This window comes from Streptomyces sp. NPDC056161 (assembly GCF_042268025.1).
Taxonomy (GTDB): Bacteria; Actinomycetota; Actinomycetes; order Streptomycetales; family Streptomycetaceae; genus Streptomyces.
The window spans coordinates 1-23868 of the sequence record NZ_JBHJUV010000084.1 but is presented as its reverse complement, the minus strand read 5'-3'; the positions used below and the strand labels follow the sequence as shown (position 1 = coordinate 23868).

Sequence of the window (23868 nt, the reverse complement as noted above, 5' to 3'; positions counted from 1 at the left end):
GTCGGGCCACCCGTCCCCGGCGCCCGTCCGCGGCACCGCGGACGGGGACGGGGACGGGCGGCCGCAGCGTGCTCAGGCGGCTTCGCGCACGAGTTGCGCGGCGCGTTCCGCGAGGGCGTAGACGGTCGCGTTGGTGTTGTTGGACGGGATCGAGGGGATGACGGAGCCGTCGGCGACCCGCAGCCCCTCCAGCCCGCGCACCCGCAGCGCGGAGTCCACCACGCAGCTCTCGTCCTCGCCCAGCGCACAGGTGCCGACGGGGTGGCAGTACGACGTGAACGCCGTACGCGCGTACCGGCCGAGCGACTCCGCGTCCGTGACGTCCGGCCCCGGGGCGACCTCCTCGACTTCCCAGGGGGCGAGAGGCGAGGAGTGGGCGATCGCGCGTGCCGAGTCGATGCCGGACAGGACGGCGCGGACGTCCCGCTCGTCCGAGAAGTAGGCCGGATCGAGCACCGGCGGCACGTACGGGTCGGCCGAGGTGATCCGCAGGGCGCCGCGGCTGTACGGCTGCATGGGCGAGACGCCGATGGTGAAGCCGTTCTCCACCGGGGCGACCGGGTTCGGGAACGGGATGTCGACGAAGATGATCTGTAGGTCGGGGCCGACGAGTCCGGGCTCGCTGCGCAGCAGCCCGATGATCTCGCCGTGGTTGCCGCGGGCCGGGGGCACCGTGCGGCGGGTGCGGTGGACGAGGGTCACGAGCGGGTGGTCGTGCAGGTTGCGGCCCACTCCGGCCAACTGGTGGAAGACCTCCACGCCGGCCGCGCGCAGTTCCCGCTCCGGTCCGATCCCGGAGCGCAGCAGGATCTGCGCGGAGCCGATGGCGCCGGCCGTCAGGACGACCTCGCGCGCGGCCCGTACGGTGTGCACGCGCCCGTCGACGCCGTACTCGACTCCCGTGCAGCGCCGCCCCGCGAACAGCAGCCGGTGCGCCGTCGCCCCCGTGACCACATCGAGGTTGGGGCGGTCCAGCGCCGGGGTGAGATAGGCGTCGGCGGCGCTCTGCCGGTGTCCGTCGACGATGTTGAGGTCGACCGGGGCGAAACCCTCCTCCAGACCGCCGCTGATGTCGAAGGCCCGGGGGAGTCCGGTCTCGACCGCGCTGTCGAGGCAGGCCCGTAGGACCTCGTTGGGCTCGGCCGTCGGGGCGACGGTGAGCGGGCCGGCGGTACCGCGGCCGGCGGCGCCGCTGACGGCGGTCTCGGTGCGCTGGAAGTAGGGCAGCAGGTCGTCGAAGGTCCAGCCCTTGGCGCCGAGTTCGCTCCATCTGTCGTAGCTGGTGCGGTGGCCGCGGGCGAAGACCATGGCGTTGATGGCGGACGAGCCGCCCAGGCCCCGGCCGCGCGGCAGCAGGACGTGGGGGCCGTCTCCGGCCGGGGTCGAGCCGGCGTCCTGGGCGACGGTCGTGTCACCCCAGTTGGCCGGGGTCTCGGCCAGGGTGGGCCAGGCCGGTGGGTGGGGCACGGCCGCCGGCAGGTCCGCCGTGGCGGTGCCCGCCTCCAGGAGCAGTACGCGGACGTCGGCATCCTCACTGAGCCGGGCGGCGAGGACGCAGCCGGCCGAGCCGCCCCCGACGACGATGACGTCGTACACCTGGTGCCCGGCGCCCTCCGGGTCCGCGGCGGGCTTCGAACTCGCTGAGTACTGACGGTTCATGGCTTCGCATTCCTTGCCTTGAATCAACTTGAAATCACCTCGAATCACTGTGAATCAATGATCCGTGATTGAAGATATCACCGATCGTATCAGTGATCCGTAAATCTGATATCGTCGATTCATGACCAGGGAGACCGCGCCGGAACAGCCGGAACAGCCGGAACAGCTGGAGCAGGCCGAACAGGCGGAACAACAGGCGGAGCCGACGCTGCGGCAGAAGATCGTCATGGCCGCGGCCGAACTGCTGGAGGACGGGGGCCTGGAGGCGGTGTCGACGCGTGCCGTCGCCGCTCGCGCGGGTGTGCCGACGCCGTCGATCTTCCGGATCTTCGGAGACAAGGACGGACTCCTCGAAGAGGTGGCGGAGCACGGCTTCCGCCGCTACCTCGCGGTGAAGGCCGAACTGCTCGGCGGCGGCGACCCGGTCCAGGTGCTCCGGGACGCCTGGGACCTGCACATCCGCTTCGGACTCGAACACCCGGCGTACTACGCGCTCGTCTACGGACAGGTCCGCCCCGGCCACCTGCCGCGGGCCGGACGGCGGGCCGTCGCGGACCTGCGCCACATGATCACCCAGGTCGCCGCCGCCGGGCGGCTGCGGATGAGCGTCGACCGCGCCGCCGAGGTCATGCACTCCGCCGGCGTGGGCACAATCCTCACCCTGGTCGGCCGTCCCAAGGCGGAGCGCGACCCGCGGACCTCCGACGTGGCCCGCGACATGGTGATCAGCACCCTCACACTCCCGCCCGCGGGCGACGGCGACGAGCCCTCCGGCAGCACCGTGGCGAGCAGTGCGATGGCCCTGCTCGTCGCCCTCGGCCAGGACGACACCGCGTCCCTCAGCCCCGCCGAACGCACCCTGCTCCTCGAATGGCTCAACCGACTGGCCGACGCGACGGACGGACCCGGCTGATCGGCCGACCCGCGGCTCACCACCGGTAAAGCCGATCAGCCGGCCAGGTGCTCGCCGAAGAATTCGGTGAGCGCGGCGACGGCGGGAGTGACGTATTCGTCCTTGTCGTACAGGTCGATGTGGGTGGCGCCGTCGATGACGACCAGTTCCTTGGGCTCGGCCGCCCTCTCGATCGCTTCCCGGCTGAAATAGGCGGTCTCCGCCTCCGAACCGGCGATCATCAGCAGGGGGCGGGGGGAGATCAGCCGGATCATCGCGTACGAGTCGTACTGCGCGAGCTGGTCGACGCTGCGCAGCACCCACCCCTGGACCGCGCGGGGATGGTGGCCGCGCGGGGTGCAGTAGTACTCGAACGTCTCCCGGAACTGCCGGCCGGCGGTCTCCAGCAGCTCCTCCGCGTGGTCGGGAATCCATGCCTCCAACTGCGGGGCCGCGCCGCGCGCTTCCGCGGTGCGCAGTGCGCCGGCCTGGTCGAGCACGGCCTGGAGGACCGCCGGGTCCTGCCCACGGCCCAGTCCCTCGCGGAACACCGAGCCGAGGTCCACGGCGCTGACCGTGGCGACGGCCCTGACGCGGTGGTCGGTCTGCGCGGCGTACGGGACGTAACCGCCGGAGGCACAGATACCCAGGGCCCCGATGCGGTCCGGGTGGATGTCGTCCCGAGTGGTCAGGTAGGTCACGGCGGACTTGATGTCCTCGGCCCGTTGGAAGGGGTTCTCCATGCCGCGCGGCTCGCCCTCGCTCTCCCCCTGGTGGGCGGCGTCGAAGACGAGTGCCGCGAATCCGGCTCGGGCCAGGCGCTCGGCGTAGACGCTCGGGCTCTGCTCCTTCACCCCGCCTCCCGGGTGGGAGATGACGACGGCCGGCAGCCTGCCGCCGGGATGAGCGTCGGGATTGAAGTCGGGAGTGAGGTCGGGAGTGAGGTCGGGAGTGAGGTCGGGAGTGAAGAGGATCCCGGCGAGGGCGAGGTTGTTGCTGGGAAAGGTGACGCGGGACTTCATGTCTCGGGATCTCCTGAGTGAGGGCGGGGCTGAGCGTGCACACGTGCCGTGACCGGGCATGCGACGACCTCCCGGACGATGCGACGGCTTCCGCCGGACCTTCCGCCTCGCAGGCGGCTCGTCCACCGGACATCCACCGGTCACATCCATTGGTCACATCACGGGTCACGTCCACCGACTCTCACACGCGATGTGCGGCGGGATAAGAGGCGTCTCGTGTCCCCGGACACCCCTGTCCTGGGACACGACAGGCCCCCTGTACCAGGGACGGCCGACTGCGAGACTGGCCCCATGAGCAGTAGCGCACACCCCGGCGAGCTGGGTGCCTTCCTCAAAGCGCGGCGCATGGAGCTGAGCCCGGCCCAGGTCGGACTGCCGGACGCGACGGGCAGGCGCAGGGTCAAGGGGCTGCGCCGGGAGGAAGTGGCCCTGCTGGCGTCGATCAGCCCCGACTACTACACGCGCCTGGAGCAGGGCCGCCGGCAGGCGTCCATCCCCGTGCTGGACACCCTCGCGCGTGTTCTCCGGCTCGACGACGGCGAACGTGCCTACCTGTTCGATCTGTCCGGCAAGGACGCCGGCCGGCCTCGTCGGCGCACCGCGCAGAAGGTCCGGCCACAGCTGCGGCGGCTGCTGGACGACCTTCCCACCACGCCTGCCGTGGTCCTGGGCCGGCGCACGGACATCCTCGCCTGGAACTCCATGGCCGCCGCACTGTTCACGGACTTCGCGCAGATCCCGGAGCGGAAGCGCAACTTCGTACGACTGGTGTTCCGCGAACCGGCCATCAGGGCGCTGTACCCGGACTGGGAGTGGGTGGCGCAGGTCAGCCTGGCGCAGCTGCGCATGGAGGCCGCCCGGGACCCGAAGGACCCACGGCTGGCCGAACTGGTCGGTGAGCTGTCGTTGCAGGATCCCGACTTCCGGCGCTGGTGGGGCGCACACCACGTCGCCGTCCAGGGCACCGGCACGAAGACCCTGAACCATCCGGTCGTCGGCAGACTCCTGCTCGACTGGTCCTTCCTCACCTGCTCCGACGACCCCGACCAGCAGCTCATCACCCTGACCGCCGAACCGGGCACACCCAGCCACGACCGGCTGCGCATCCTCGCTTCCCGCACCGCACCGGCCGCCGACCGTCCGGCGGCGGACGGGGCCCACGGCGGGTGACGGTCACCGGCCCGCGGCTACGGCCCTGAGCGGCCGGGCCGAGCCGCCGCCTGGCCTCGCTCTCGCCCTCGCCCTCGCCCTCGCCCTCGCCCTCGGCCGCACAACACCCCACAGGTGTCAGAACCCCCGACGTCACGGAAATCGACACAGCAACGATAAAAATCGACACGGTGTAGATTTAGTGGCAGGGGAGCAGTCCGGCTCCTTTCGACTCTCTCTGGAGGAGCAGTGCAGAAGCAGAAGTGGCTCATCACCGGCGTCAGTACCGGCCTTGGGCGTGCCTTCGCCCAGGCCGCCCTGGCCGCCGGGCACACCGTCGTCGGCACGGTCCGCACCGAGGAGGACCTGCGGGCCCACGAACAGCTCCGACCCGGATACGCGCACGGCCGCATTCTGGACGTGACGGACGGTGACGCCGTGCTGAGCGTGGTCGCGGAGGTGGAGCAGAGCGTCGGCGCCTTGGACGTCGTCGTCGCCAACGCCGGTTACGGCCTGGAGGGCACCTTCGAGGAGACCCCGCTGGCCGAGGTGCGGCGGCAGTTCGAGGTCAACGTGTTCGGGGCGGTGGCCACCCTCCAGGCAGCGCTGCCGCACATGCGCCGGCGCCGCCGCGGACACCTGATGGCGGTCACCTCCATGGGCGGGCTCATGGCCGTGCCCGGTATGTCCGCCTACTGCGGCAGCAAGTTCGCCCTGGAAGGCATCCTGGAGGCGCTGGGCAAGGAGGTCGCACAGCTCGGGGTCCACGTGACGGCGATCGAGCCCGGCTCCTTCCGTACCGACTGGGCCGGACGGTCCATGACACGCGCCGCGCGGTCCATCGACGACTACGACGAACTGTTCGGCCCCATCCGCGCAACGCGGCAGAAGGCGAGCGGGAACCAACTGGGCAATCCGGCCAAGGCCGGGGACGCCGTCGTGCACATCGCGTCGGTCGACCGGCCGCCGGCCCACCTCGTCCTGGGCTCGGACGCGCTGCGACTGGTCACCGCCGCGCGCACGGCCGTGGACGAGGACATCCGCGCATGGGAGACACTCTCCCGTACGACCGACTTCGCCGAGGGTGCTCAGCTCTGATGCCCCGTCACCACCCAGCGCGGAGCCGGCGCACCACCGAACGCAAGGGCGATGTCCGGGAGCGGGCCATCCTCGACACCTGCGAAGCCCTGCTGGCGGACAAGGGCTACGACGCCATGACCGTCGGCGACATCGCCCAGGGCGCCGGCATCACCCGCGGCTCCCTGTACTTCTACTTCGGCTCCAAGCAAGAAGTGGTCACGGCACTCGTGGCCCGCACCGTCGAGCACCTGTGGGAACGGTCCCTGGCGACCGCGGAGAGCGACGAGCCGCGCCAGGCCGTCGCAGCCGCGATGCAGCGCACGGTCGACCTGTGGAACGAACACGGCCTGGTCATGCGCACGGCGATCGACCTGTCGTTGACGGTGCCGGAGATCGGCGAGCTGTGGAGCCACACGGCTGACTTGTTCATCAGGGCCATCACCGCCGTCCTGGAACGGGCCGGCGTTCAGTCCGGCAACGGGCCGGAACAGGCATCGGCGATGGCACGCGCCCTGTGCTGGATGATCGAGCGCACCTTCTACCACGCCTCGCAGGAGTCCCGCGAGGAGTTGCAAACGGCCTCCTCGACCTGCGAACACATCTGGCTGATCGCCGCCGGCCTGACCGCCTGAGCAGTCGGCATGGACGGTGAAGCCGCACCATCGACGACTGACCGCTCCGGGCCGTCGAAGCCGACGTCCGCAACGGGCTCTGCGTACCCCGAGACGGAACGCGACGGGCTCCGCCCGACCACATTCAAGATCAGATTGAGAAAATTAAGATCTGTGCGTTGCGATCTTAAAAATCTCAAGGTACAAATGCATGGCAGGCTCGACGTCTAGAGCAAGGGAGCCGAGGGTGGACTGGCAGGAACTGACGGACCTGACGCACGGGCAGCCGTTCGTGGTCGAACGGGTCCGCCTCGTCGGCAACGGCGTCGCGATCGAGGGGCAGTTCGAGCCGCCGCCGCTGGCCCAGCTCGGCATCGACGACCAGGTCTTCGTCGCCGCGTTCGTACGGTCGCACGGTTCGATCAAGGAGATGGAGCGGATCTTCGGGGTGAGCTACCCGACGATCAAGTCCCGGCTGAACCGGATCGCCGAGCGCCTCGACTTCGTCGACACCGACCCGGCACCCACCGGCGCCGACGTCGTCGACCGCCTGCGCCGGGGTGAGATCAGCGCTCAGGAGGCACTGGCCGAGCTGGAGAAGTCCCGGTGATCCCCCAGTTGGTGACGGTACGCGTTCGCCGTGCCAACGGCCGTCGACTGCGGCTGTACGTCCCTGTCCTGCTGGTCCTGCTGGTGCTGTCACCGCTGCTGCTGCTCGCCGTGGCGGCCGGACTGGTCGCGTGCTTCATCACCGGGGTGAGGCCGGTGGGTGCGCTGCGCGGCGCCGGGCAGTTGCTGTGGGCGCTGCCCGGCACCCGGTTCGAGATCGAGCAGGGCCGTACGGCCGTACTGGTAAGCGTCAGATGAATCAGAGGAGCGAGGAACAACAGTGAACGAGCAGCGCCGCCAGATCCTACAGATGCTGGGCGAGGGCAAGATCACCGCGGATGAGGCCGAGCGGCTGATCGACGCCCTCGAACGGCAACAGCCCGAGTCGCCGCCCGGAGCCGCGGCCCGTCCGAAATCCCGGCCCAAGTACCTGCGTGTGGTGGTGAACGCCACGGACGACTCCGGCGGCGACGGGTCGAGCCGGATCAACATCCGGGTCCCGCTCCAGCTACTGCGCGCCGGGGTCCGGCTCACGAGTCTGATCCCTCCGCAGGCGATCACCAAGGTCAACGCGGAGCTGGCCAAGTCCGGGGTGCCGATCGACCTCGCCCAGCTCAAGCCGCAGCATCTTGAGGATCTGATCGACCAGCTCGACGAAGTCGACATCGACGTCGACGACCCCGACGCCAAGGTGCAGGTCTTCTGCGAATGACACCGCCCCGGCCCCGGACCCCCGCCCGGACCCCCGCCCGGACCACGGGGTCGGACCACGGGTCGGACCGCCGACGGGCCGGTTGACGGGCCGGTTGACGGCCGCGGGCGTCCAACTCGTCGCGCCGGGTGCCGGATAGCCGCCGATACGGCGGATACCTGCGCCCGTGCCAAGGCCGGCCAGTTGCCCGATCTGGACTTCGACGTCCCACGGCAGCTTCCACCTCGGCCCGGTGCCCTACGGCCCGGTGCCCCGCGGCCCGGTCATCGCCCTCGCCACCACGCGCGGCGAGCCGGGGGGCGCGGCATGGGCGAGGACGCCACACCTGCGGCTCGACGTCGACACACCTGCGGCTCGACGTCGGTCCAGACTCGGGGCAGGTGTGCGACAGGCCGGTCGCCGCCGGGATCCACGGGAAGATCCAGGACACCGTCCATCTCCGCGCCCGTACCCCCGCACGGCACCATCGACATCCGCCGCGCCAAGGTCCCTCGCCGGAAGAACCGACCCCAACTCGCTTGACCCCCAGGCTATTTGCGCCACTTCAGTAACTCAGTTGCTTCAGTCTTCGAATGGGAGGGTTCCATGCCTTCTTCTGTCATGCCCACATCCAGGCAGCGCGACGGTCACCCGTCACCGGCCGCCGTCTCCGCCGTCGCCCTGCGCAAGTCGTACGGCGACAAGACCGTCCTCGACGGCATCGACCTGCGCATCCCGGCCGGGTCCGTATGCGCACTGCTCGGACCCAACGGCGCCGGCAAGACCACCACCATCAAGATCCTCTCCACACTCATCACCGCCGACGACGGCCAGGCCCAGGTCGCCGGCCACAACCTCACCACCGAACCCCAGGCCGCACGAGCCGCCATCGGCGTCACCGGACAGTTCTCCGCCGTCGACGGCCTCATCACCGGCGAAGAGAACATGCTCCTCATGGCCGACCTGCACCACCTCCCCAAAGCCGAGGGACGACGGATCACCACCGAACTCCTACAACGCTTCGACCTGACGGAAGCCGCGAAGAAACCCGCCTCCACCTACTCCGGCGGCATGAAACGCCGCCTCGACCTCGCCATGACCCTCGTCAACAGCCCCCGCATCATCTTCCTCGACGAACCCACCACCGGCCTCGACCCCCGCTCCCGCCACACCATGTGGCAGATCATCCGCCAACTCGTCTCCGACGGCGCCACCATCCTCCTCACCACCCAATACCTCGACGAAGCCGACGAACTCGCCGACCGCATCGCCGTACTGAACAACGGCCGAATCGCCGCCGAAGGCACCCCCGACCAACTCAAACGCCTCATCCCCGGCGGACACATACGACTCCGCTTCACCCACCCCACCACCCACCACAACGCCGCCACCGCACTCCCCGACGCCACCAGCAACAACGACGCACTGACCCTCCAGATCCCCAGCGACGGCAGCCAACGCCAACTGCGCACCATCCTCGACCAACTCGACACAGCCGGCATCGAAGCCGACGAACTCACCGTCCACACCCCCGACCTCGACGACGTCTTCTTCGCCCTCACCACCACCACCACCAACACCACCACCCCCATCCCCCACCAGCCCCAGGAGAATGCCCGATGAGCACCCCCGCCCTCGCCGTCCGCGACTCGGCCACCATGCTGCGCCGCAACCTGCTGCATGCGCGCCGCTACCCCTCCTTGACACTGAACCTGCTGCTCACCCCCGTCATGCTCCTCCTGCTGTTCGTCTACGTCTTCGGCGACGTGATGAGCGCCGGTATCGGGCACGGCACAGCGGACCGCTCCGCCTACCTCGCCTACCTCGTGCCCGGCATCCTGATGCTCACCATCGCCTTCTCCGCGATCGGCAGCGCCGTCTCCGTCGCGATGGACATGACCGAGGGCATCATCGCCCGCTTCCGCACGATGGCGATCCACCGTGGGTCCGTACTGATCGGGCATGTCGTCGGCAGCGTGCTCCAGTGCATGATGAGCGTGGTCCTCGTCGGCGCCGTCGCGGTGGCCATCGGCTTCCGGGCCACCGACGCCACCCCCCTGGAATGGCTGGCCGCCCTCGCTCTGGTCGCCGTGGTCTCCCTCGCACTCACCTGGACCGCGGTCGGACTGGGCCTGTCCAGCCCCAACCCCGAGGCCGCCAGCAACAACGCCCTGCCGCTGATGGTCCTGCCCCTCCTGTCCAGCGCGTTCGTACCGGTCGACGCGATGCCGGGCTGGTTCCAGCCGATCGCCGAGTACCAGCCGTTCACCCCCGCCATCGAAACCCTCCGCGGGCTCCTCCTCTCCACCCCCATCGGCAACAACGGCTGGCTCACCATCGCCTGGTGCGTCGGCCTGACCGCCCTCGGCTACACCTGGTCCAAGTCACTCTTCACCCGCGACCCGAAATAGCCGCGAACACGACCGGCCCCGGCAGGACACTAGGTGGTCACACAGGGCGGGTCGTACGGCAGTCGGAGAACGTACCGGCTCCATTGCTGCCGGCTCAGGGCGCCGGAGCTCCCGGCGCAGATACGGCTGATGGCGGACTCGACGTCCAGGTCCCAGAGCGTGGCCACGCCGTCGTCGGTGGTGGCGGCCAGGGTGTGACCGTCCGGGCTGAACGCCAGAACGGCGACGAATCCGGTCTCCACGGTCAATGGGCGGCCGATGGCGGTGGGGTGGTCGGGATCGGTGACGTTCCACAGGTTGATGGTGCCGTTGTCGGTGTGGCCGGCCGCCGCGAGGGTGTGCCCGTCCGGGCTGAACGCCACCGACCACAGGCTGCCGCCGGGAACGGTCAGGGGACTGCCCCTGCGCGTGAGGTGGTTGGGGTCGGTGGCATTCCAGAGGGTGACGGTGCCGCGGCTGTTCCCGGTGGCGAGCGTGCGGCCGTCCGGGCTGAACGCCACCCAGGTGCTGGTGGCCGTCGGCTGGTCGATCGGCTCCCCGACGCGGACCCCGGGGTCCGTCGTACTCCACAGGCCGACCTCGCCGTTGCTGCTGTCGCCGCCGGCAGCCAGCATCGATCCGTCGCGGCTGAACGCCAGGGACTCGACGGACCTCGTGTGGTCATTGGAGATGCCGGGCTGGGCGACGGGGTGCGCGGGATCCCTGACGTCCCAGAGGGCGATGCTGCCCAGCCCGTCGTCGCCGGCCGCGGCCAGGGTGTGGCCGTCGGGGCTGAACGCCAGGGAGAAGATCAGCCCGTTCGCCCCGGTGAGGGTCTCAGGGAGGCGAACGGGATGGCTGGGGTCGGCGGTGTTCCACAACGTGACCTTGCCGCCGCTGTCGCCTGCGGCCAGGGTGCGCCCGTCCGGGCTGAACACCACGGCGTCGACCGGGTCCTTCGGGCCGGTGAGCGGATCACCGCGGGGAGCGGGGTGGTCGGGGTCGGCGGTGTTCCACAGCGAGACGGTGTTGTTCTGGTTTCCGGCGGCCAGGGTGCGCCCGTCGGGGCTGAACGCCACGGATGCCACATTGCCGCCGGCGCCGGTGATCCGGGTCGGCGGCAGGTTCCACAGATCGACGTTGCCGTCGGTGTTCCCGGCCGCGAGAGTGCGGCTGTCGGGGCTGAACACCACGGCGGTCACCGCGTCGCCGGGACCGGTCAGCGGCCGGCCCAGCGGGACGATGGCCCCGGGGCGGGTGACGTTCCACAGCTGGATGGTGTGGTCGGCGCTGCCGGCCGCCAGGGTGTGCCCGTCCGGGCTGAACGCCACCGACATCACGGGCTGGGCGGCACCCGTCAGCGGTTTGCCCAGGGGGGCGGGGCGGCCGGGGTCCGCGACCTTCCACAGGTGGACCTTGCTGTCTTCGGATCCGGCGGCCAGGGTACGGCTGTCGGGGCTGAACGCCAGGACGTTGACGAGATGCCCGGCCTTCAGGGAACGGCCGCGGCCGGGGTGGCCCGGGTCGGTCGTGTCCCACAGGCTGATGGTGCCGGCGTCGTCGGCGCATGCGGCGGCCAGGGTGTGCCCGGTGGGGCTGAACGCGATGCGCTGGGAGAAGGTGTCGGGGCAGTCGAGGTCCAGGGGCGCTCCCGCGGGGTCGACGTCGTCGGGGCGGCTGACGTTCCACAGACTGACGAGTCCGGCGTGCCAGCCGGCGGCCAGGGTACGGCCGTCGGGACTGAACGCCAGCGATTCGATGGCGTTCGCGGCGTCCAAGCCCTGAACAGCGGGACTCTTCAGCCGGCCGAGCAGGACCGGGTGGCTGGGACTGGTCAGGCTCCACAGATCGACGAATCCGCCGGAACCGGCGTCGCCGTTGTGGCTGGTGTGGCCGCCGACGGCCAGCACCCGGCCGTCCGGGCTGAAGGCGAGCGACCGGATCGAGTTGACGGAACGGTCCACCGGCACGGGTCGGCCCAGCGCCACCGGACGGCCGGGATCGGAGACGTCCCAGAGCCGGACGAGGTTCTGGCTGAGGTTCCCGGCCGCCAGCATGTGCCCGTCGGGGCTGTAGGCCACGGTGGACACCCAGTCGCGCGGACCGGGCAGCCGGGTGTCCAGCGGCGTGTTCTCGGTCGAGATGAGCCGGGACGCCGCCTCCTCGGTCGGGTCCATGCGGTAGGCGGTCAGCGCGAGTTGAGCGGACAGTGAGGGATCGGTCGGCGCCAGTTGCACGGACGCGGAGGTGACGGCGGCATTGATGGCCTGGTCGCGGGCGTGCAGGGCATCGGTGGTGGCGTCCCGGGCGTTGGCCTCCTGCCGGAAGGCGAACACCGCGGCCAGCGAGGCGACCACGGCCAGGGCGGTGATGGCGGCGACCGCGCCGCGCCGCAGCCGTTGCCCGCGCCGCTGGTGGTGGCGGGCGGCTGCCAGGAATGCCCGAGCGGCGCCGCTGAGTTCCGGCCCGTGCGTCTCGGCCCAGGCGAGGGCGGCCTCCAGGCGGTTGCCGCGGTACAGCGCCGCTGCCTCCCGGTCGGCCTGCTCCCAGAGCGCGGCCGCCTCTTCCAGATCCTGTCGTACGAGGTTCCCGTTGCGGTCGTGCTCGATCCAGTTCCGCAGCCGGGGCCAGGCGCGGATGAGCACCTCATGTGTCATCACCACCGTGTCCTGGTCCCGGGTCAGCAGCCGGCCACGGGTGAAGGCGTCCAGGACTCTGACGGCCGCTTCCCGGTCCGGCGCGTGCCGCAGCAGTTCGTCGTACCGGACGCGCCTGCGGCTGTCGTCGGCGTCGCGTCCCACGATGACGAGCCGCAGGAACACCCACCGCGCGGCCTCGTGGCAGGGCGGCGGCAGGGTGTCGTAGAGCCTGTTCGCCGTGGTGGCGATGGCGCCCTGGATGCCGCCGGTGACGCGGTATCCGTCCACGGTGAGCGTGTGGCCGTGGCGCTGCTGCCAGGTGGCCCGCAGCGCGTGTGCGAGCAGCGGCAGCCGGCCGGTGGTGCTCGTACCGACCGGTCCCCCGACCGCGCCCAGGTCCGTCAGCAGCAGCTCGACCAGGCCGTCCTCGACGTCGAGTCCCACGTTGCCGGCCGGGCGGCGGATCGCGTCCTTGAGTTCGTCCTCCGTCATCGGCTCCAGCAGGACCGGCCCGGCCCGGAGCGCCGCCCGGAGCTGCGGATGGGCCGCGCACGCGGCATAGAAGTCCGCGCGCACTCCCAGCACCACGACCGCGCCGCCCGTGGGCCGGGCCAGACGGTCGAGCACGTCGATGAGCCACTGCCGTTCGGTCTCGTCGCCGCAGGCCGTGAAGGTCTCCTCGAACTGGTCGACCACGACGACCAGGCCCGCGGACGGGGACTCCCCGGTGGGCGCCGGATCGCCGGCTCCGGTGATCTCGCGCAGCTCGGCGAGGCACCGTGCGGGATCGGCCCGCCACGCCGGTGCCGTGCGCCGGGCGGTCTCGGCGTCGAGCCCGGCGGCGGCCGCCAGTGCCAGGGCCGGGGATGCCGTCGGGGTCAGCAGCAGGCGCGGCCAGGTGCTCGACCCCGCCACCGGAAGCCGGCCGTCGTCCAGGGCGGGCAGTACCCCGGCCGCGAGCAGGGACGACTTCCCGGCCCCCGAGGGGCCGATCAGCACCAGCGGGCCGCCCTCACGCATCCGGGCGTCCATCCGCTCGCACACGAGGTGCACCATGCGCTCACGGCCGTAGAACCACTGCTTGTGCCGCGCGCCGAACGGGGCCAAGCCCGGGTACGGGCACAGCACTTGGTCGGCGCCGGGGCCGGGCACGGTTCTGCGCCCCTCGTCGCCGAGGCGAACGTGGAGGTCGCGCCCGGCCTGGAAGACGCTGCCGCCGCCGGTCGCGCTCGCCTCCTGTCGTTTGGGCTGCCAGCGGGGCGGCCCGTCGGGGGGCGGCTCGTTGGGTGGCGGCTCGTCGGGGGACAGCCCGTCGGGGGACGAGGCACCGGTACTGCGTTCCGTCACTCCTGTCCGCCTCTGGTCACGGTCATGTCCCGGCCGGCCAGGAACGCGTCACCGCCGGATACGTGTGCCTCCAGCGTCATCGAGCCCGTGATCTGCTGTTCTGGGGCCCCGGCAGCGCGCGGTTCCTCGCCGAACAGCGCGCGCAGCTCGTCGACGGCGTCCGGTCGCGTGGCCATCAGCCGGATGATGCGGGCCTGCCACTCGGCGACCAGCAGCGCCTGGAGTTCCTGGTCGTCGCCCGTCTGCTGGGCCTGGAGCAACTCGCCGCGCGCATCGGTGAGTTCCTCCTCGACGCGCTCCGGGTGCGCGGACCGCCACAGCGACAGGACCGAGGACTTGACCGCGGCCCAGCCGTCCGTCGCCAGCAGATCGATCAGGCGCGCCGCGGCCGCCGATGCCAGGCCGGCGAGTTCCACACTCGTCTCCATGTCTTCTCCTTGTCCCTTACCGCCCGTGGGCCGCGATCGCGGTCACTGTCAGGTGGGAGGCGATGAACACGTGGTCGCCGCCCACCGTCCACAGGAACCCCACGTCCGGCTGTCCGGGGTCGCTGTATTTCCACCGGGCCCTGCCGGTGGCCGCGTCGATCGCCCACAGCGTCTTGGCGCTGTCGGTGGCGAAGACGGTGTCGGCCGAACACTGCGCGCTCTTGCCGGAGATCCTGAGAGAGGCGTTGAACATGTTGGAACCACCCGTGTCGTTCGCCCCGTCGAGCGTCGCGACCCACTGGAGCGTGCCGTCGGCCGCGGCCAGGGCGGCCAGGTCGCTGCCGACCGGTACGTAGACGGTCGCGCCGTCCAGACTGGAGAACGGGGCGCCGATCTCGACCTGGTCCCCGTTCTTCGCGTCGAAGCGCTGATGCCACTTCTCGCTGCCGGTGGCCGCGTCGACGGCGAACAGCGTGTCGCCGTTGCCGCCGGCGAACAGGAACAGCCCGGCGGCGTAGCACGTCAGCGGCCAGCCGGAGGTGAAGTAGTACGCGGCGTGCGGGACGGATACCTTCCAGCCGCGGGCGCCTCTCCTGCCGGCGTCGATCATCTGGACGCGGCCGGGTTTCCTGCCCGGAACGGCCGAGGTGGCCAGCAGGTTCGAACCGGAGGGCGGCACGAGCACGTTGTTGATGTCCGTGCCCTTGACCCGCCAGAGTCCCTTGCCGGTCGCGGCGTCGAACGCACGGATGTAGCCGGTGGTCGGAGACTTGGCCGAGAACGACCCGGACGTCTGGAGCAACTGCCCGCACACGTACACCGTGTTCCCGGCGACGGCCACATAGTTGCTCAGGTACATCGCCGCATGCGTGCCGCCGCCGGGCTCGACGTCGGCCATCTTGGTCGCCCACTTCACCTTCCCGCTGGCGGCGTCGAACGCCGCCAGCAGGCCTGACTGACTCGGTGTGTCGCAGAGCAGGTAGAACACTCCGTCCGCGTACGCCGTCGGGTACTTGTCGCTGGTCGTGCCGAAGCTGTTGCGCGTGTTCAGCTGGGGGAACACGGATTTTCCGGTCGCGGCGTCCAGGAAGGACGTGGCAGTGTCCGTGACCACCATGACCACCTTGTCGGACGCTTCCAGGCAGGTGGGGGCGTGCTTTCCGGCACCTGACCACGCCTTGGCGGCGTCGGGGCCGGCCAGCACGATCGATTCCGGCCCGTCCGTCGAGGACGGCGACGCGGAGGAGGCCGACGTGGAGCGCGCGCCTGACGGAGAGGCCGGCCGCGCAGTGGACCCGGGCCCGCCGGCCCGGCCGTCGGGTGCCGGCGACGAGTCGCCGGAAAACGCGAGTGCCGCCGCGGCTCCGCCGAGTACGGCCACACCCCCGGCCAGACCGAGGATCAGCTTCCGGCGGCTGACACCCGGGCCGGCAGCGATCACCGGCGGCGGACGGAACGGGCCCCGGCCGCCGCCCCCGGCGGACACCGATCCCATCGCCGCGGCCGCGGCGGCCATGTCGGCGGTCACCGCCGGCGGCAGCCAACTGCCCCTTGGGGCCGGCAGGTCCTGACGCCTCAGGTAGTCGACGAGTTGCTCCGCGGTGGGGCGGTCCCGCGGTTCCGGGTACAGGCAGCCGCCGATCACCTCGCGCAGCGACACGGGGAGGGCGTCCGTGTCCGGCTCGCCTCCGGAAGCCGCGAACAGCACGGTCGACCCGAGGTCGACCATGTCGTCCGTCGGTGAGGGTGCCGGGCTGCCGGTGGCTCCCGCGATCCCCAGGGCGGTGATGCGGGGCCCGTCCATGGTCAGCAGCACCGAGTCCGGGCTCACCTCGCCGTGGACCGTCCCGGCCGCGTGGAGTGCGGCCAGCGCCTGGGCGAGGCCGTCGGCGAGCACCCGCAGAGCCGGTTCGGACAGCGGGCCGTGCCGGTCCACCGCCTGCCGGAGCAGCAGTCCGGCGGTGAACTCGGTCGCCAGCCAAGGAACCGGCGCGTCGGCGTCGGCGTCCACCACCGGTACGAGGAAGGCACCGGTCAGCGTCCGTGCCGCCTCGACGGCGGCCCGGAACCGGTCCCGGAACCCCGGGTCCGCGGCGAGTTCGGGCCCCACGACCGTGACCGTGACGAGTCGCCCCTCGTCCGTGCGGGCCGCGAAGACTTCGCCCGCGCCGACCGTGCTCTGCTTTCCGAGCAGCGCATACGGCCCGATCCGATGAGCACCGTCTGCTCCGGGATGATCCATCGTCCGCCCCTCACGCCAGCCTGATCGTCTGGTCACGGGCCGCCTGGTAGGCGCTGCCGCCGCCGGACACATGGGCCGTCATGGTCACCGACGGCTCCGGATCGGCGGCCGGCACCGTGCCGTGCCCGGGTTCGACAGCGGGGTCGGGATCGGTATCGGACAGGAGAGCGGCCACCGCGTCGCCCAAGTGCTCCAGCCCGTCCGGCAGATGGGTCTCCGGAACGCGGAGGAACTGGAGGCGCGCCAGCTGCGCGATCTCGGCCGGCAGTGCCGCGGCGTCGGGCAGCATCGTCGCGTCACCCAGAAGGACCGGGACGACCCGGTTTCCCGCCCGCAGCGCTGTCGCGATCTCCAGGCGGACCCAGTCGTGAGCCCGGTCCAGGAGCCGCACACCGTCCTCGCCCCGCGTGTCGAGCCACCCTGGCCCGATCAGTACGCACATGAGCTCGCACTCGGCGGCCTGCCGCCGCAGGATCTCGGCGAAATCAGCCCCGGGCGGTATCGACTGGCCCGACTTGAAGATCTCGTCGGCACCCAAGCGGTCGGACAGCGCGCGGTAGACGCGGTCCCGCATCCACCGGGAGTCCGGTTTGCGAAAGCTGAGGAAGATGCGCGGCACAATTGCCCCCTCTCTGGCAAGCCTTGACGTCAGGGATCGTGCTCACCCTAGGGGCGGAGTACACGCTCGGTGGCTATTCGCCGGGGATTGAATAGCGGCCGCAAGGCTCCGTACGCTGGCCGGTATGGACCCAGCGGACAGCGCGTCAGGGACAGTCGCGGCAGGGAGATCGACCAGCACGCATCTGCCGCCGGGCGACTTCGGCGTCGTCCTGGCGACACTCCGGGCGCGTCGGGGGTGGAGCGTGCGCGAGTTCGCCCGGCGTGCGAACGTGTCCGAAGGGCAGATCTGCAACCTGGAGAGCGGGGTGCGCAACCCGACGCCCGCTGTGGCGGCGGCGTGCGACGCGGCCTTCGGCACCGGCGGGCAACTCGTCGAGCTGGCCGGGGCCGGCCGCCGCGGCGCTCGGGCCGAGGCCGTCGTCGAGGCCGGCCCCGTGGTCGCCGGATACGAGCGGGTCCTGCGGGAGCTGAAGGACATCGGCAGATCCACCGGACCGAGGTTCGTCACCGCGTCGATGAAGTCGATCACGCGGATCCTGACGGACGCCGGTCCGCACGCCGTGGGCGAGCAGCGTGCCGAGATCTGGCTGCTGGCCTCCAGGTTCGCCGAGTACACGGGGTGGATGGCACAAGAGGCGGGAAATCCCGCGGAGGCGTTGCGCTGGACGCATCTCGCGGTCCGCTGGGGCGCACACGGCGGGGACGAGACGGTGGCCGCGTATGCCCTGGTCCGCAAGGCGTTCATCGCCCAGCACCGCGGCGACACCGATGCGGCGATCGGATTCGCCGACCAGGCGGCCGGGCACCCGGCGGCCAATCCGGTGATCCGCGCGCACGCCGCGCGGCGCGCGGCCCAGGGGTATGCGCGCCGTGGCGACGCCGGGGCCTGCCGGGAGGCGCTGGAGCGGTTCAGCAGCCATGCTGCCGAGGTCATCGGCGACCGGACCCCTCACTGGGGCCCACGCATCGAGAACGGCAACCCTCGGCTCATCGAGGCGTCCTGCATGCTCAGCCTCCGTCGCTTCGAGCCGGCCGCCGACCTTTTCGCGGCCGAGCGCCGGCGCCGGCCGGCCGTCCCGGCGGACAGCAACTCCCAGGCCCGCTTCGCGGTTCGGCAGGCGACGGCCCTGGCCGGTGTCGGCCGCCTCGACGACGCCTGTCAGATCGTCGAGGCCACGCTGCCCGTGATCAAGCGCATCGACTCGGCCACCGTCCGCGCGGAGCTGGGCCGTTTCGTGGCACAGGCCCGGACCCGCAGAACCGGTCCGGGCCAACTCGCCCTCATCGACGCAGCTGCTGCCCTCGCGCTCGGCTGACAGTACGGACAGATCCAGTAGGGCCTGGGTCGTGCTCGATACGCCGGCGCGGTTTCGCGGTGCGCGCGAAGGCGGCCGTTGCCGTGTCGGCACGTAGTCGAGTCCGCCGCGTCCTTCCGGGCCCAGTCGGATCGCTGCCGTGTCTCCGTGACGACCGCAAGGAGACACTCCACCGGAGAGCGAGCCCGACCGGGCACTACTGATGCTTCGCGACGTCCTTGACGAACACGATGCCGTCGCTGTCCGCCAGGTGGGCCGGGTCGAGCGGGGAGTAGCCGAACCAGGGGGATACGCGGGCCGCGGGCGGCGTGTCGCCGAGGGCGGTGGCCAGCCGCTGGGCGTCGATGACGCAGCGGTTCTCCGGGAGCGCGTACAGCAGTCCTTCGACGGTGTCCGGGGGCGGAGTGTCCACCCCCTGGTGCCGGATCGTGCCGAGGGCCGTGGCCACGAAGGCGTACTCCGTGCCGAGTCGGGTGCTCGCCAGCGCACCGGCGCTCCACCACTCCACCGGTCCCTGCCACATCCGCATCGTGCTCTTCCCCCGTTGGAGGTGGGAGTTGTGGGCGTGGACGAGCGCCGGGCCCCGAGCGGCGACGGCGAGGAGGTTGTGGGCCATCATCTGGTCCCGCAGCGCGCACAGCCGTGTCATGCGGGCCGGTGAGGTGTCGGCCATCCAGTAGTGGTAGCGCAGCAGCCCGGTGGCGGTACGTCCGTACAGGTGCGCCCGGTCCAGGTCGTCCCGTGAGGTCGCCGCGAGCAGGTGGGGCGTCTGCCCGTCGAGCAGCGCCACCAGATCGTCGGCGAGCAGCCGCAGCTCCCTGGCCTCGGCCGACCGCCCCGCGGACTGGGCCGGGTCCGACATCGCGGCGGGGTCGGTCCACCGGTCGTCGGTGTCGAGCAGGCGGTCGAGTGTTTCCGCGGTGCAGGGGAGCAGGTCCGCGTCCACCCGGGCCGAGAGGTAGCCGTGGAGTGCGGTGAGGGACTGCCGGGGGCTCGCGGCGCCGGTGATCTCCAGTGGACCGTCGAAACCGGCGAAGCGGACCCATTCGGATGCGGGCCGGCCCTCGTTGTGGGCGCGCATCCAGCGCACGAGTTCACGGTTGGCCGGGAAGGTGCCCCAGCCGTGGCTGAATCCGTGCTCCATGACCTCGTCGAGGGTGCCCGTGCCCGAGGTGACGTGGTCGTCCACGACCAGGCCCGTCATGCAGTCGCTCTCGATCGCGATCGTGCGGTAGCCCTCCTGCTCGACGAGTTGCCGGAACAGTTCGTTGCGCAGGTCGAGCAGGGTGTCCTCGCCGTGGGTGGGCTCGCCCAGGGCGAGCAGGCGTGGCCGGGCCGGGAGCAGCCCCATGACGGCGGCAGCCTCGACAGGATGGGCGAAGTCCTCGATGTCAGTAGCCATGCCTTCAACGGTATCGTTGAACCTTCGGTGGAAACTTCGGCGCGATGTAGCTGCAATATTGTCGTTTTCATGGGGCGAAACCTTCAAAGTGGTGAGCGGCTCAGGCCGGTCGATCTCGCGCGCGGGCACGGTCTGTCCACCCAGGCGGTCAGGAACTACGAGGAGGCCGGCATCCTTCCGTCCGCCGGTCGCACGCAGCACGGCTACCGCACCTACACCCCGCTGCACGCAAAGGCCCTGAGCGCGTTTCTCGCGCTGGTGCCCGGCCACGGCCACCGGACGGCGACGGAGATCATGCGCGCCGTGCACCGGGGCGCGGTCGACGAGGCGTTCCACCTCATCGACGAGAGCCACGCCCAACTGCTCGACGACCGCCGGACCCTCCAGGCCGTGGAGAGCGCCCTGCGCGACCTGGAACCCGCCACGGCGGCCGAGCCGAGTGTGGAGTCCGGGCCCGACGGCACGTTCATCGGGCCGCTGGCGGGGAAGCTCGGCATCCGGCCCGCGACGCTGCGCAAATGGGAACGCGCCGGGCTGGTGAGCCCGCGCCGCGACCCACGGACCGGATACCGCGTCTACGACGAGGCCGACGTACGGGACGCCCGGCTGACCCACCAGCTCAGGCGGGGCGGCCAGCCGCTGGAGCAGATCGCGCCGCTGATCGCCCAGGTGCGGGCGGCGGGCGGGCTGGAGCCGCTGGAGGCCGCGCTGTACGACTGGCGCGCTCGGTTGTCCGCCCGTGGACGGGCGATGCTGACCGGGGCCGCCGAACTGGAGGCGTATCTCCGCGAGCGCGGATAAGGCTGCACCAGCCTGCCCCAACGACGCCCGCCCGAACGCCACCCGCTCGGATGCCACCCCCGTCCGGACATCGTCCGCTCGGATAGCGTCCGCCCGGACATCGGGCCTGTTCGCGCCGAGCGGCATTCGACGCCCGGCCGGCGGCGGGGCCGCTGCTCAGGCCGAGAGCGCCGGTTCCTGCCGATCCGGGTCGTGCGCGCACGCGGCCGCCAACTCGTCCAAAGACACGTGCAGCGCCGAGGCCAGGGCCGCGATGGTGAAGAAGGACGGGGTCGGGGCCCTGCCGGTTTCGATCTTGCGCAGGGTCTCGGCGGACACTCCTGCCGCGACGGCCACCTCCGCCATGCTCCGGCCGCCCCGTGCCTGACGTAGCAGCGAGCCGAACCGCTCGCCGCGTTCCCGTTCCCATGGAGTCAAAGGAGTCCTCACCATGACTGTGATACTAATACCGGTATAAGTATTGGATCTGGCGCGAGGCGAGGAGCAGGCGTGCCGTTCAACGCCGTAGGTTCCGCCCGCGAGGCTCTGTGGATTCGGTGGGCTCAGTGGGCTCAGTCGGTTCGGTGGGCTCAGTCGGTTCGGTGGGTTCAGTCGGTTCGGTGGGTTCGGGGTGCGAGAGTGCGGCGAGGAGGTGCAGTTTCTCGTCGCTGTCGCCGTCCTTGTCGGGGTAGTAGACGACGAGGATGACATCGTCGATCGGGAGTTTGTCGCGGTGCAGCCGCAGCTCGCCGACGACGGGGTGGCGGACGGTGGTGGTGCCTCCGTCGAGGTTGCGGACGTCGTGCCGGGCCCACAGGGTGCGGAACCGTTGGCTGGACAGTGCGAGCTCCCCGACGAGTTCGACGAACCGGGGATTGTCGGTGTCGTCTCCGATGCTGGTGCGCAGGGCGGCGACGAAGTCGGCGGTGGCTTTCGTCCAGTCCTGCTGGAAGACCTGTTCCTCGGGATCGAGGAGGAGGGAACGCAGCCGGTTCTGGCCGGGCCGCAGACGAGGGGAGAGCGCGACGGCCATCGGGTTGGACGCCAGCACGTCGAAGGCGCGTCCTTCGACGAACGCTGGGATCTGGAGGTGGGCGAGGAGCTGGTGCACCCGTGCCGGTACGTGCTCGGGCCGCCTGCGGCGTGGAGTCCTCGGGCGGACTGCCGCGAGGCCGAGCAGATACGTCCGCTCGATGTCGTCGAGACGCAGGACACGCGCGAGAGATTCGAGGACCTGGGGCGAGGGGTTCTTGTCGCGGCCCCGCTCCAGGCGCAGATAGTAGTCCGCGCTGATTCCGGCGAGCAGGGCGACCTCCTCACGGCGCAGGCCGGGAACGCGGCGGATGCCGCCGGGCGGGATACCTGCCTGTGCCGGGGAGACCAGCTCACGTCGGGCGCGAAGGTAGCTGCCGAGCCGGTTGTCCGATTCCTCATCCTTCATAGCGACACCGTAATGCGGTGCACACGTCTCAGCGGGGGCCCTGGCAGGACCAGGGAAGACGGGAGCCCTGCCACACCCGGCGAATACCGTCAAGACTCGCGGCATCGCTGTTCGAGAGGGACGGCGAGCTTCGCTGTTCGAGAAGGACGGCGAAGATCACTGGAAGGGCCGCCGACCTGAACGCCGTCGGCGCCCTGGACTGAAGGGAAGATCTCGTGGATCTCTCCAACCGCACCGTTCTCATCGTCGGCGGGACCTCGGGCATCGGGCGAGAGCTGGCCCGCCGGTTCGCCGCGGCGGGCAGCACCGTGGCCGTCGGCGGTCGCAGCCCAAAGGCGCTCTCGGAACTCGCCGGAGAAGGTTTCGGCACGTTCGCCATCGACGTCACCGACGGTGTCTCCGTCACACGTGCCCGCGACGCCGTGCTCGCCCAGTACCCCGGCCTGGACACCGTGGTGACGATGTCCGGCGTCATGCTGCTGGAGGACCTGCGCGACCCCGCGCACTTCGAGGCGGCACGGACGACGATCGACACCAACCTGGTCGGCACCATCAGGGTCGTCGACGCCTTCACCCCGCACCTGATCGAACGCGGCGCGGGCACCTTCATCACCGTCACCTCGGGCATCGCCTTCCTGCCGTTCCCGCCCATGCCCACCTACGCCGCCTCGAAAGCCGCGGTGCACGCCTACTCCGAGGCACTGCGCGCGCAGCTCGACGGCACCGGTGTCCATGTCGTCGAACTCGTCCCCCCGGCCGTCGCCACGGCAGGACAGGAGAAGGTGAACCCGCACGCACTGCCGCTCGACGATTTCGCCACCGAGGTCACACAGCTCCTCGCACAGGACCCGACCCCTGACGAGATCCTCGTCGAGCAGGTCCTCATGCACCGCTGGGCCGAGCGCGACGGCACCTACGCCGACCTCGTCGCCCAGCGCGCCAAGGCCCTGGCCATGCTCCCCGGCCGCCAAGGCTGACGCCGTTCGCCGAACTACCTTGCTCGCAACGGTGAACCCCGACGCGAGTCGAACGCGCCGGGGTTCCACGACAGGCTCAGTGCCGTGTGGGGAACAGTCGGAGGTTGGCCTTCCTGCCGGAGACCGACTTCACCCAGATCTTCAGGTTGTTGAACTTGACGGTGCCACCCGGGCTGGTGCTGCCGCCCAGGCTCCCACCGGCGGCCGACATCCTCACGGATCGGGAGCTCACGCTCGTGATCTTCACATCCCCGAACCCGAACTTGCGGCGGTCGACCGTGATGGTTTTGGGCGCCGACACAGTGATCTTGCATCGCCCGTCGTAGCAGGGCCCGTTGGCGGCAGACGCGGCCGGCGTCAGCAGAGCGAACCCGAGTGCGCCCGCCATGGTCAGCGTCACGGCGGTTGTCGTCGCGGCCCGCCGGCGCATACCGGTAGTCATCTGTTGGACCTCCTGTTTCAAAGGCGGATTCTGGCTCGTCTTTCCTAACCCGCCGGGCGCGGGACCCCTCCCGAGGAAGGATCCGGGCGCCGACGCACAACGCCGCCGGCTCCGTCGGCCGGGTCGCCCC

The 23868-nt window shown here is 70.9% G+C and carries 22 protein-coding genes; 12 read left to right on the top strand and 10 right to left on the bottom strand.

Annotation, left to right across the window (positions count from 1 at the left end):
* Nucleotides 1-72: 72 nt before the first annotated feature.
* The gene (locus tag ACFC09_RS42460; RefSeq protein WP_376537902.1) at nucleotides 73-1659 is read right to left on the bottom strand and encodes a GMC family oxidoreductase; all 1587 of its coding nucleotides are present in this window, start codon (nucleotides 1657-1659) and stop codon (nucleotides 73-75) included.
* 121 nt (nucleotides 1660-1780) lie between these two features.
* Between ACFC09_RS42460 and ACFC09_RS42455 the strand changes: the two genes are divergently transcribed.
* The gene (locus tag ACFC09_RS42455) at nucleotides 1781-2572 is read left to right on the top strand and encodes a TetR/AcrR family transcriptional regulator (RefSeq protein ID WP_376537900.1); all 792 of its coding nucleotides are present in this window, start codon (nucleotides 1781-1783) and stop codon (nucleotides 2570-2572) included.
* A 35-nt stretch (nucleotides 2573-2607) separates the two neighbouring features.
* On the opposite strand, the gene ACFC09_RS42450 is transcribed toward ACFC09_RS42455, so the two are convergent.
* Nucleotides 2608-3573 carry an alpha/beta hydrolase gene (locus ACFC09_RS42450; RefSeq protein WP_376537898.1) on the bottom strand — a complete coding sequence of 322 codons (966 nt, stop codon included), beginning with the start codon at nucleotides 3571-3573 and terminating at the stop codon, nucleotides 2608-2610.
* Between the two features lie 291 nt (nucleotides 3574-3864).
* Here ACFC09_RS42450 and ACFC09_RS42445 point away from each other — a divergent pair, with 291 nt between their 5' ends.
* The 8 genes from ACFC09_RS42445 (at nucleotide 3865) to ACFC09_RS42410 (ending at nucleotide 10124) form a co-directional block, all read left to right on the top strand.
* On the top strand, nucleotides 3865-4743 hold the full coding sequence (locus ACFC09_RS42445; RefSeq protein ID WP_376537896.1) for a helix-turn-helix domain-containing protein: 879 nt from the start codon (nucleotides 3865-3867) through the stop codon (nucleotides 4741-4743).
* 228 nt (nucleotides 4744-4971) lie between these two features.
* A complete protein-coding gene (locus ACFC09_RS42440) occupies nucleotides 4972-5820 on the top strand; it encodes an oxidoreductase (RefSeq protein WP_376537894.1) in 849 nt (282 codons plus the stop codon).
* Nucleotides 5820-6434, top strand: coding sequence for a TetR/AcrR family transcriptional regulator (locus ACFC09_RS42435; RefSeq protein ID WP_376537892.1), 615 nt, complete (start codon nucleotides 5820-5822; stop codon nucleotides 6432-6434). The genes ACFC09_RS42440 and ACFC09_RS42435 overlap by 1 nt, the downstream gene beginning before the upstream one ends.
* Before the next feature lie 226 nt (nucleotides 6435-6660).
* Nucleotides 6661-7023 (top strand): DUF2089 domain-containing protein, encoded by a 363-nt coding sequence (locus ACFC09_RS42430; RefSeq protein WP_376537890.1) that lies wholly within the window; start codon nucleotides 6661-6663, stop codon nucleotides 7021-7023.
* A complete protein-coding gene (locus ACFC09_RS42425) occupies nucleotides 7020-7280 on the top strand; it encodes a hypothetical protein (RefSeq protein WP_376537888.1) in 261 nt (86 codons plus the stop codon). The genes ACFC09_RS42430 and ACFC09_RS42425 overlap by 4 nt, the downstream gene beginning before the upstream one ends.
* 22 nt (nucleotides 7281-7302) lie before the next feature.
* Nucleotides 7303-7734: a hypothetical protein gene (locus tag ACFC09_RS42420; protein WP_376537886.1), complete on the top strand. Its 432-nt coding sequence runs from the start codon at nucleotides 7303-7305 to the stop codon at nucleotides 7732-7734.
* Nucleotides 7735-8334: 600 nt separating this feature from the next.
* Nucleotides 8335-9336, top strand: coding sequence for an ATP-binding cassette domain-containing protein (locus ACFC09_RS42415; RefSeq protein ID WP_376537884.1), 1002 nt, complete (start codon nucleotides 8335-8337; stop codon nucleotides 9334-9336).
* Nucleotides 9333-10124, top strand: coding sequence for an ABC transporter permease (locus tag ACFC09_RS42410; RefSeq protein ID WP_376537882.1), 792 nt, complete (start codon nucleotides 9333-9335; stop codon nucleotides 10122-10124). Before ACFC09_RS42415 ends, ACFC09_RS42410 begins: the two co-directional genes overlap by 4 nt.
* 29 nt (nucleotides 10125-10153) lie before the next feature.
* On the opposite strand, the gene ACFC09_RS42405 is transcribed toward ACFC09_RS42410, so the two are convergent.
* The 4 genes from ACFC09_RS42405 to ACFC09_RS42390 are packed head-to-tail and all read right to left on the bottom strand — an operon-like array spanning nucleotide 10154 to nucleotide 17378.
* On the bottom strand, nucleotides 10154-14089 hold the full coding sequence (locus ACFC09_RS42405; RefSeq protein ID WP_376537880.1) for a hypothetical protein: 3936 nt from the start codon (nucleotides 14087-14089) through the stop codon (nucleotides 10154-10156).
* Nucleotides 14086-14517, bottom strand: a complete 432-nt coding sequence (locus tag ACFC09_RS42400) for a hypothetical protein (protein WP_376537878.1) — start codon at nucleotides 14515-14517, stop codon at nucleotides 14086-14088. The genes ACFC09_RS42405 and ACFC09_RS42400 overlap by 4 nt, the downstream gene beginning before the upstream one ends.
* A 16-nt stretch (nucleotides 14518-14533) precedes the next feature.
* On the bottom strand, nucleotides 14534-16759 hold the full coding sequence (locus tag ACFC09_RS42395; protein WP_376537876.1) for a PQQ-binding-like beta-propeller repeat protein: 2226 nt from the start codon (nucleotides 16757-16759) through the stop codon (nucleotides 14534-14536).
* A gap of 10 nt (nucleotides 16760-16769) precedes the next feature.
* Entirely contained in the window at nucleotides 16770-17378 is a 609-nt protein-coding gene (locus ACFC09_RS42390; protein ID WP_376537874.1) for a toll/interleukin-1 receptor domain-containing protein, read from the bottom strand.
* A gap of 124 nt (nucleotides 17379-17502) precedes the next feature.
* On the opposite strand from ACFC09_RS42390, the gene ACFC09_RS42385 reads away from it, so the two are divergent.
* Nucleotides 17503-18696: a helix-turn-helix domain-containing protein gene (locus tag ACFC09_RS42385; protein WP_376537872.1), complete on the top strand. Its 1194-nt coding sequence runs from the start codon at nucleotides 17503-17505 to the stop codon at nucleotides 18694-18696.
* A gap of 196 nt (nucleotides 18697-18892) precedes the next feature.
* On the opposite strand, the gene ACFC09_RS42380 is transcribed toward ACFC09_RS42385, so the two are convergent.
* Nucleotides 18893-20098: an erythromycin esterase family protein gene (locus tag ACFC09_RS42380; protein ID WP_376537871.1), complete on the bottom strand. Its 1206-nt coding sequence runs from the start codon at nucleotides 20096-20098 to the stop codon at nucleotides 18893-18895.
* A 69-nt stretch (nucleotides 20099-20167) separates the two neighbouring features.
* On the opposite strand from ACFC09_RS42380, the gene ACFC09_RS42375 reads away from it, so the two are divergent.
* The gene (locus tag ACFC09_RS42375) at nucleotides 20168-20899 is read left to right on the top strand and encodes a TioE family transcriptional regulator (RefSeq protein WP_376537869.1); all 732 of its coding nucleotides are present in this window, start codon (nucleotides 20168-20170) and stop codon (nucleotides 20897-20899) included.
* 156 nt (nucleotides 20900-21055) lie between these two features.
* On the opposite strand, the gene ACFC09_RS42370 is transcribed toward ACFC09_RS42375, so the two are convergent.
* Together ACFC09_RS42370 and ACFC09_RS42365 are read right to left on the bottom strand one after the other, a co-directional pair.
* Nucleotides 21056-21331: a helix-turn-helix domain-containing protein gene (locus ACFC09_RS42370; RefSeq protein ID WP_376537867.1), complete on the bottom strand. Its 276-nt coding sequence runs from the start codon at nucleotides 21329-21331 to the stop codon at nucleotides 21056-21058.
* Nucleotides 21332-21395: 64 nt separating this feature from the next.
* Nucleotides 21396-22319 carry a helix-turn-helix transcriptional regulator gene (locus tag ACFC09_RS42365; protein WP_376537865.1) on the bottom strand — a complete coding sequence of 308 codons (924 nt, stop codon included), beginning with the start codon at nucleotides 22317-22319 and terminating at the stop codon, nucleotides 21396-21398.
* A gap of 215 nt (nucleotides 22320-22534) precedes the next feature.
* Here ACFC09_RS42365 and ACFC09_RS42360 point away from each other — a divergent pair, with 215 nt between their 5' ends.
* The gene (locus ACFC09_RS42360; protein ID WP_376537863.1) at nucleotides 22535-23296 is read left to right on the top strand and encodes an SDR family oxidoreductase; all 762 of its coding nucleotides are present in this window, start codon (nucleotides 22535-22537) and stop codon (nucleotides 23294-23296) included.
* A gap of 76 nt (nucleotides 23297-23372) precedes the next feature.
* On the opposite strand, the gene ACFC09_RS42355 is transcribed toward ACFC09_RS42360, so the two are convergent.
* On the bottom strand, nucleotides 23373-23759 hold the full coding sequence (locus ACFC09_RS42355; RefSeq protein WP_376537861.1) for a hypothetical protein: 387 nt from the start codon (nucleotides 23757-23759) through the stop codon (nucleotides 23373-23375).
* Nucleotides 23760-23868 lie beyond the last annotated feature (109 nt).

Excerpts from the sequence above, each read along its gene's own strand:
- ACFC09_RS42460 (WP_376537902.1), bottom strand. The coding sequence starts at position 1,659 with ATGAACCGTCAGTACTCAGCGAGTTCGAAGCCCGCCGCGGACCCGGAG.
- ACFC09_RS42455 (WP_376537900.1), top strand. The coding sequence starts at position 1,781 with ATGACCAGGGAGACCGCGCCGGAACAGCCGGAACAGCCGGAACAGCTG.
- ACFC09_RS42450 (WP_376537898.1), bottom strand. The coding sequence starts at position 3,573 with ATGAAGTCCCGCGTCACCTTTCCCAGCAACAACCTCGCCCTCGCCGGG.
- ACFC09_RS42445 (WP_376537896.1), top strand. The coding sequence starts at position 3,865 with ATGAGCAGTAGCGCACACCCCGGCGAGCTGGGTGCCTTCCTCAAAGCG.
- ACFC09_RS42435 (WP_376537892.1), top strand. The coding sequence starts at position 5,820 with ATGCCCCGTCACCACCCAGCGCGGAGCCGGCGCACCACCGAACGCAAG.
- ACFC09_RS42415 (WP_376537884.1), top strand. The coding sequence starts at position 8,335 with ATGCCCACATCCAGGCAGCGCGACGGTCACCCGTCACCGGCCGCCGTC.
- ACFC09_RS42410 (WP_376537882.1), top strand. The coding sequence starts at position 9,333 with ATGAGCACCCCCGCCCTCGCCGTCCGCGACTCGGCCACCATGCTGCGC.
- ACFC09_RS42400 (WP_376537878.1), bottom strand. The coding sequence starts at position 14,517 with ATGGAGACGAGTGTGGAACTCGCCGGCCTGGCATCGGCGGCCGCGGCG.
- ACFC09_RS42395 (WP_376537876.1), bottom strand. The coding sequence starts at position 16,759 with ATGGATCATCCCGGAGCAGACGGTGCTCATCGGATCGGGCCGTATGCG.
- ACFC09_RS42385 (WP_376537872.1), top strand. The coding sequence starts at position 17,503 with ATGGACCCAGCGGACAGCGCGTCAGGGACAGTCGCGGCAGGGAGATCG.
- ACFC09_RS42380 (WP_376537871.1), bottom strand. The coding sequence starts at position 20,098 with ATGGCTACTGACATCGAGGACTTCGCCCATCCTGTCGAGGCTGCCGCC.
- ACFC09_RS42375 (WP_376537869.1), top strand. The coding sequence starts at position 20,168 with ATGGGGCGAAACCTTCAAAGTGGTGAGCGGCTCAGGCCGGTCGATCTC.
- ACFC09_RS42370 (WP_376537867.1), bottom strand. The coding sequence starts at position 21,331 with ATGGTGAGGACTCCTTTGACTCCATGGGAACGGGAACGCGGCGAGCGG.
- ACFC09_RS42365 (WP_376537865.1), bottom strand. The coding sequence starts at position 22,319 with ATGAAGGATGAGGAATCGGACAACCGGCTCGGCAGCTACCTTCGCGCC.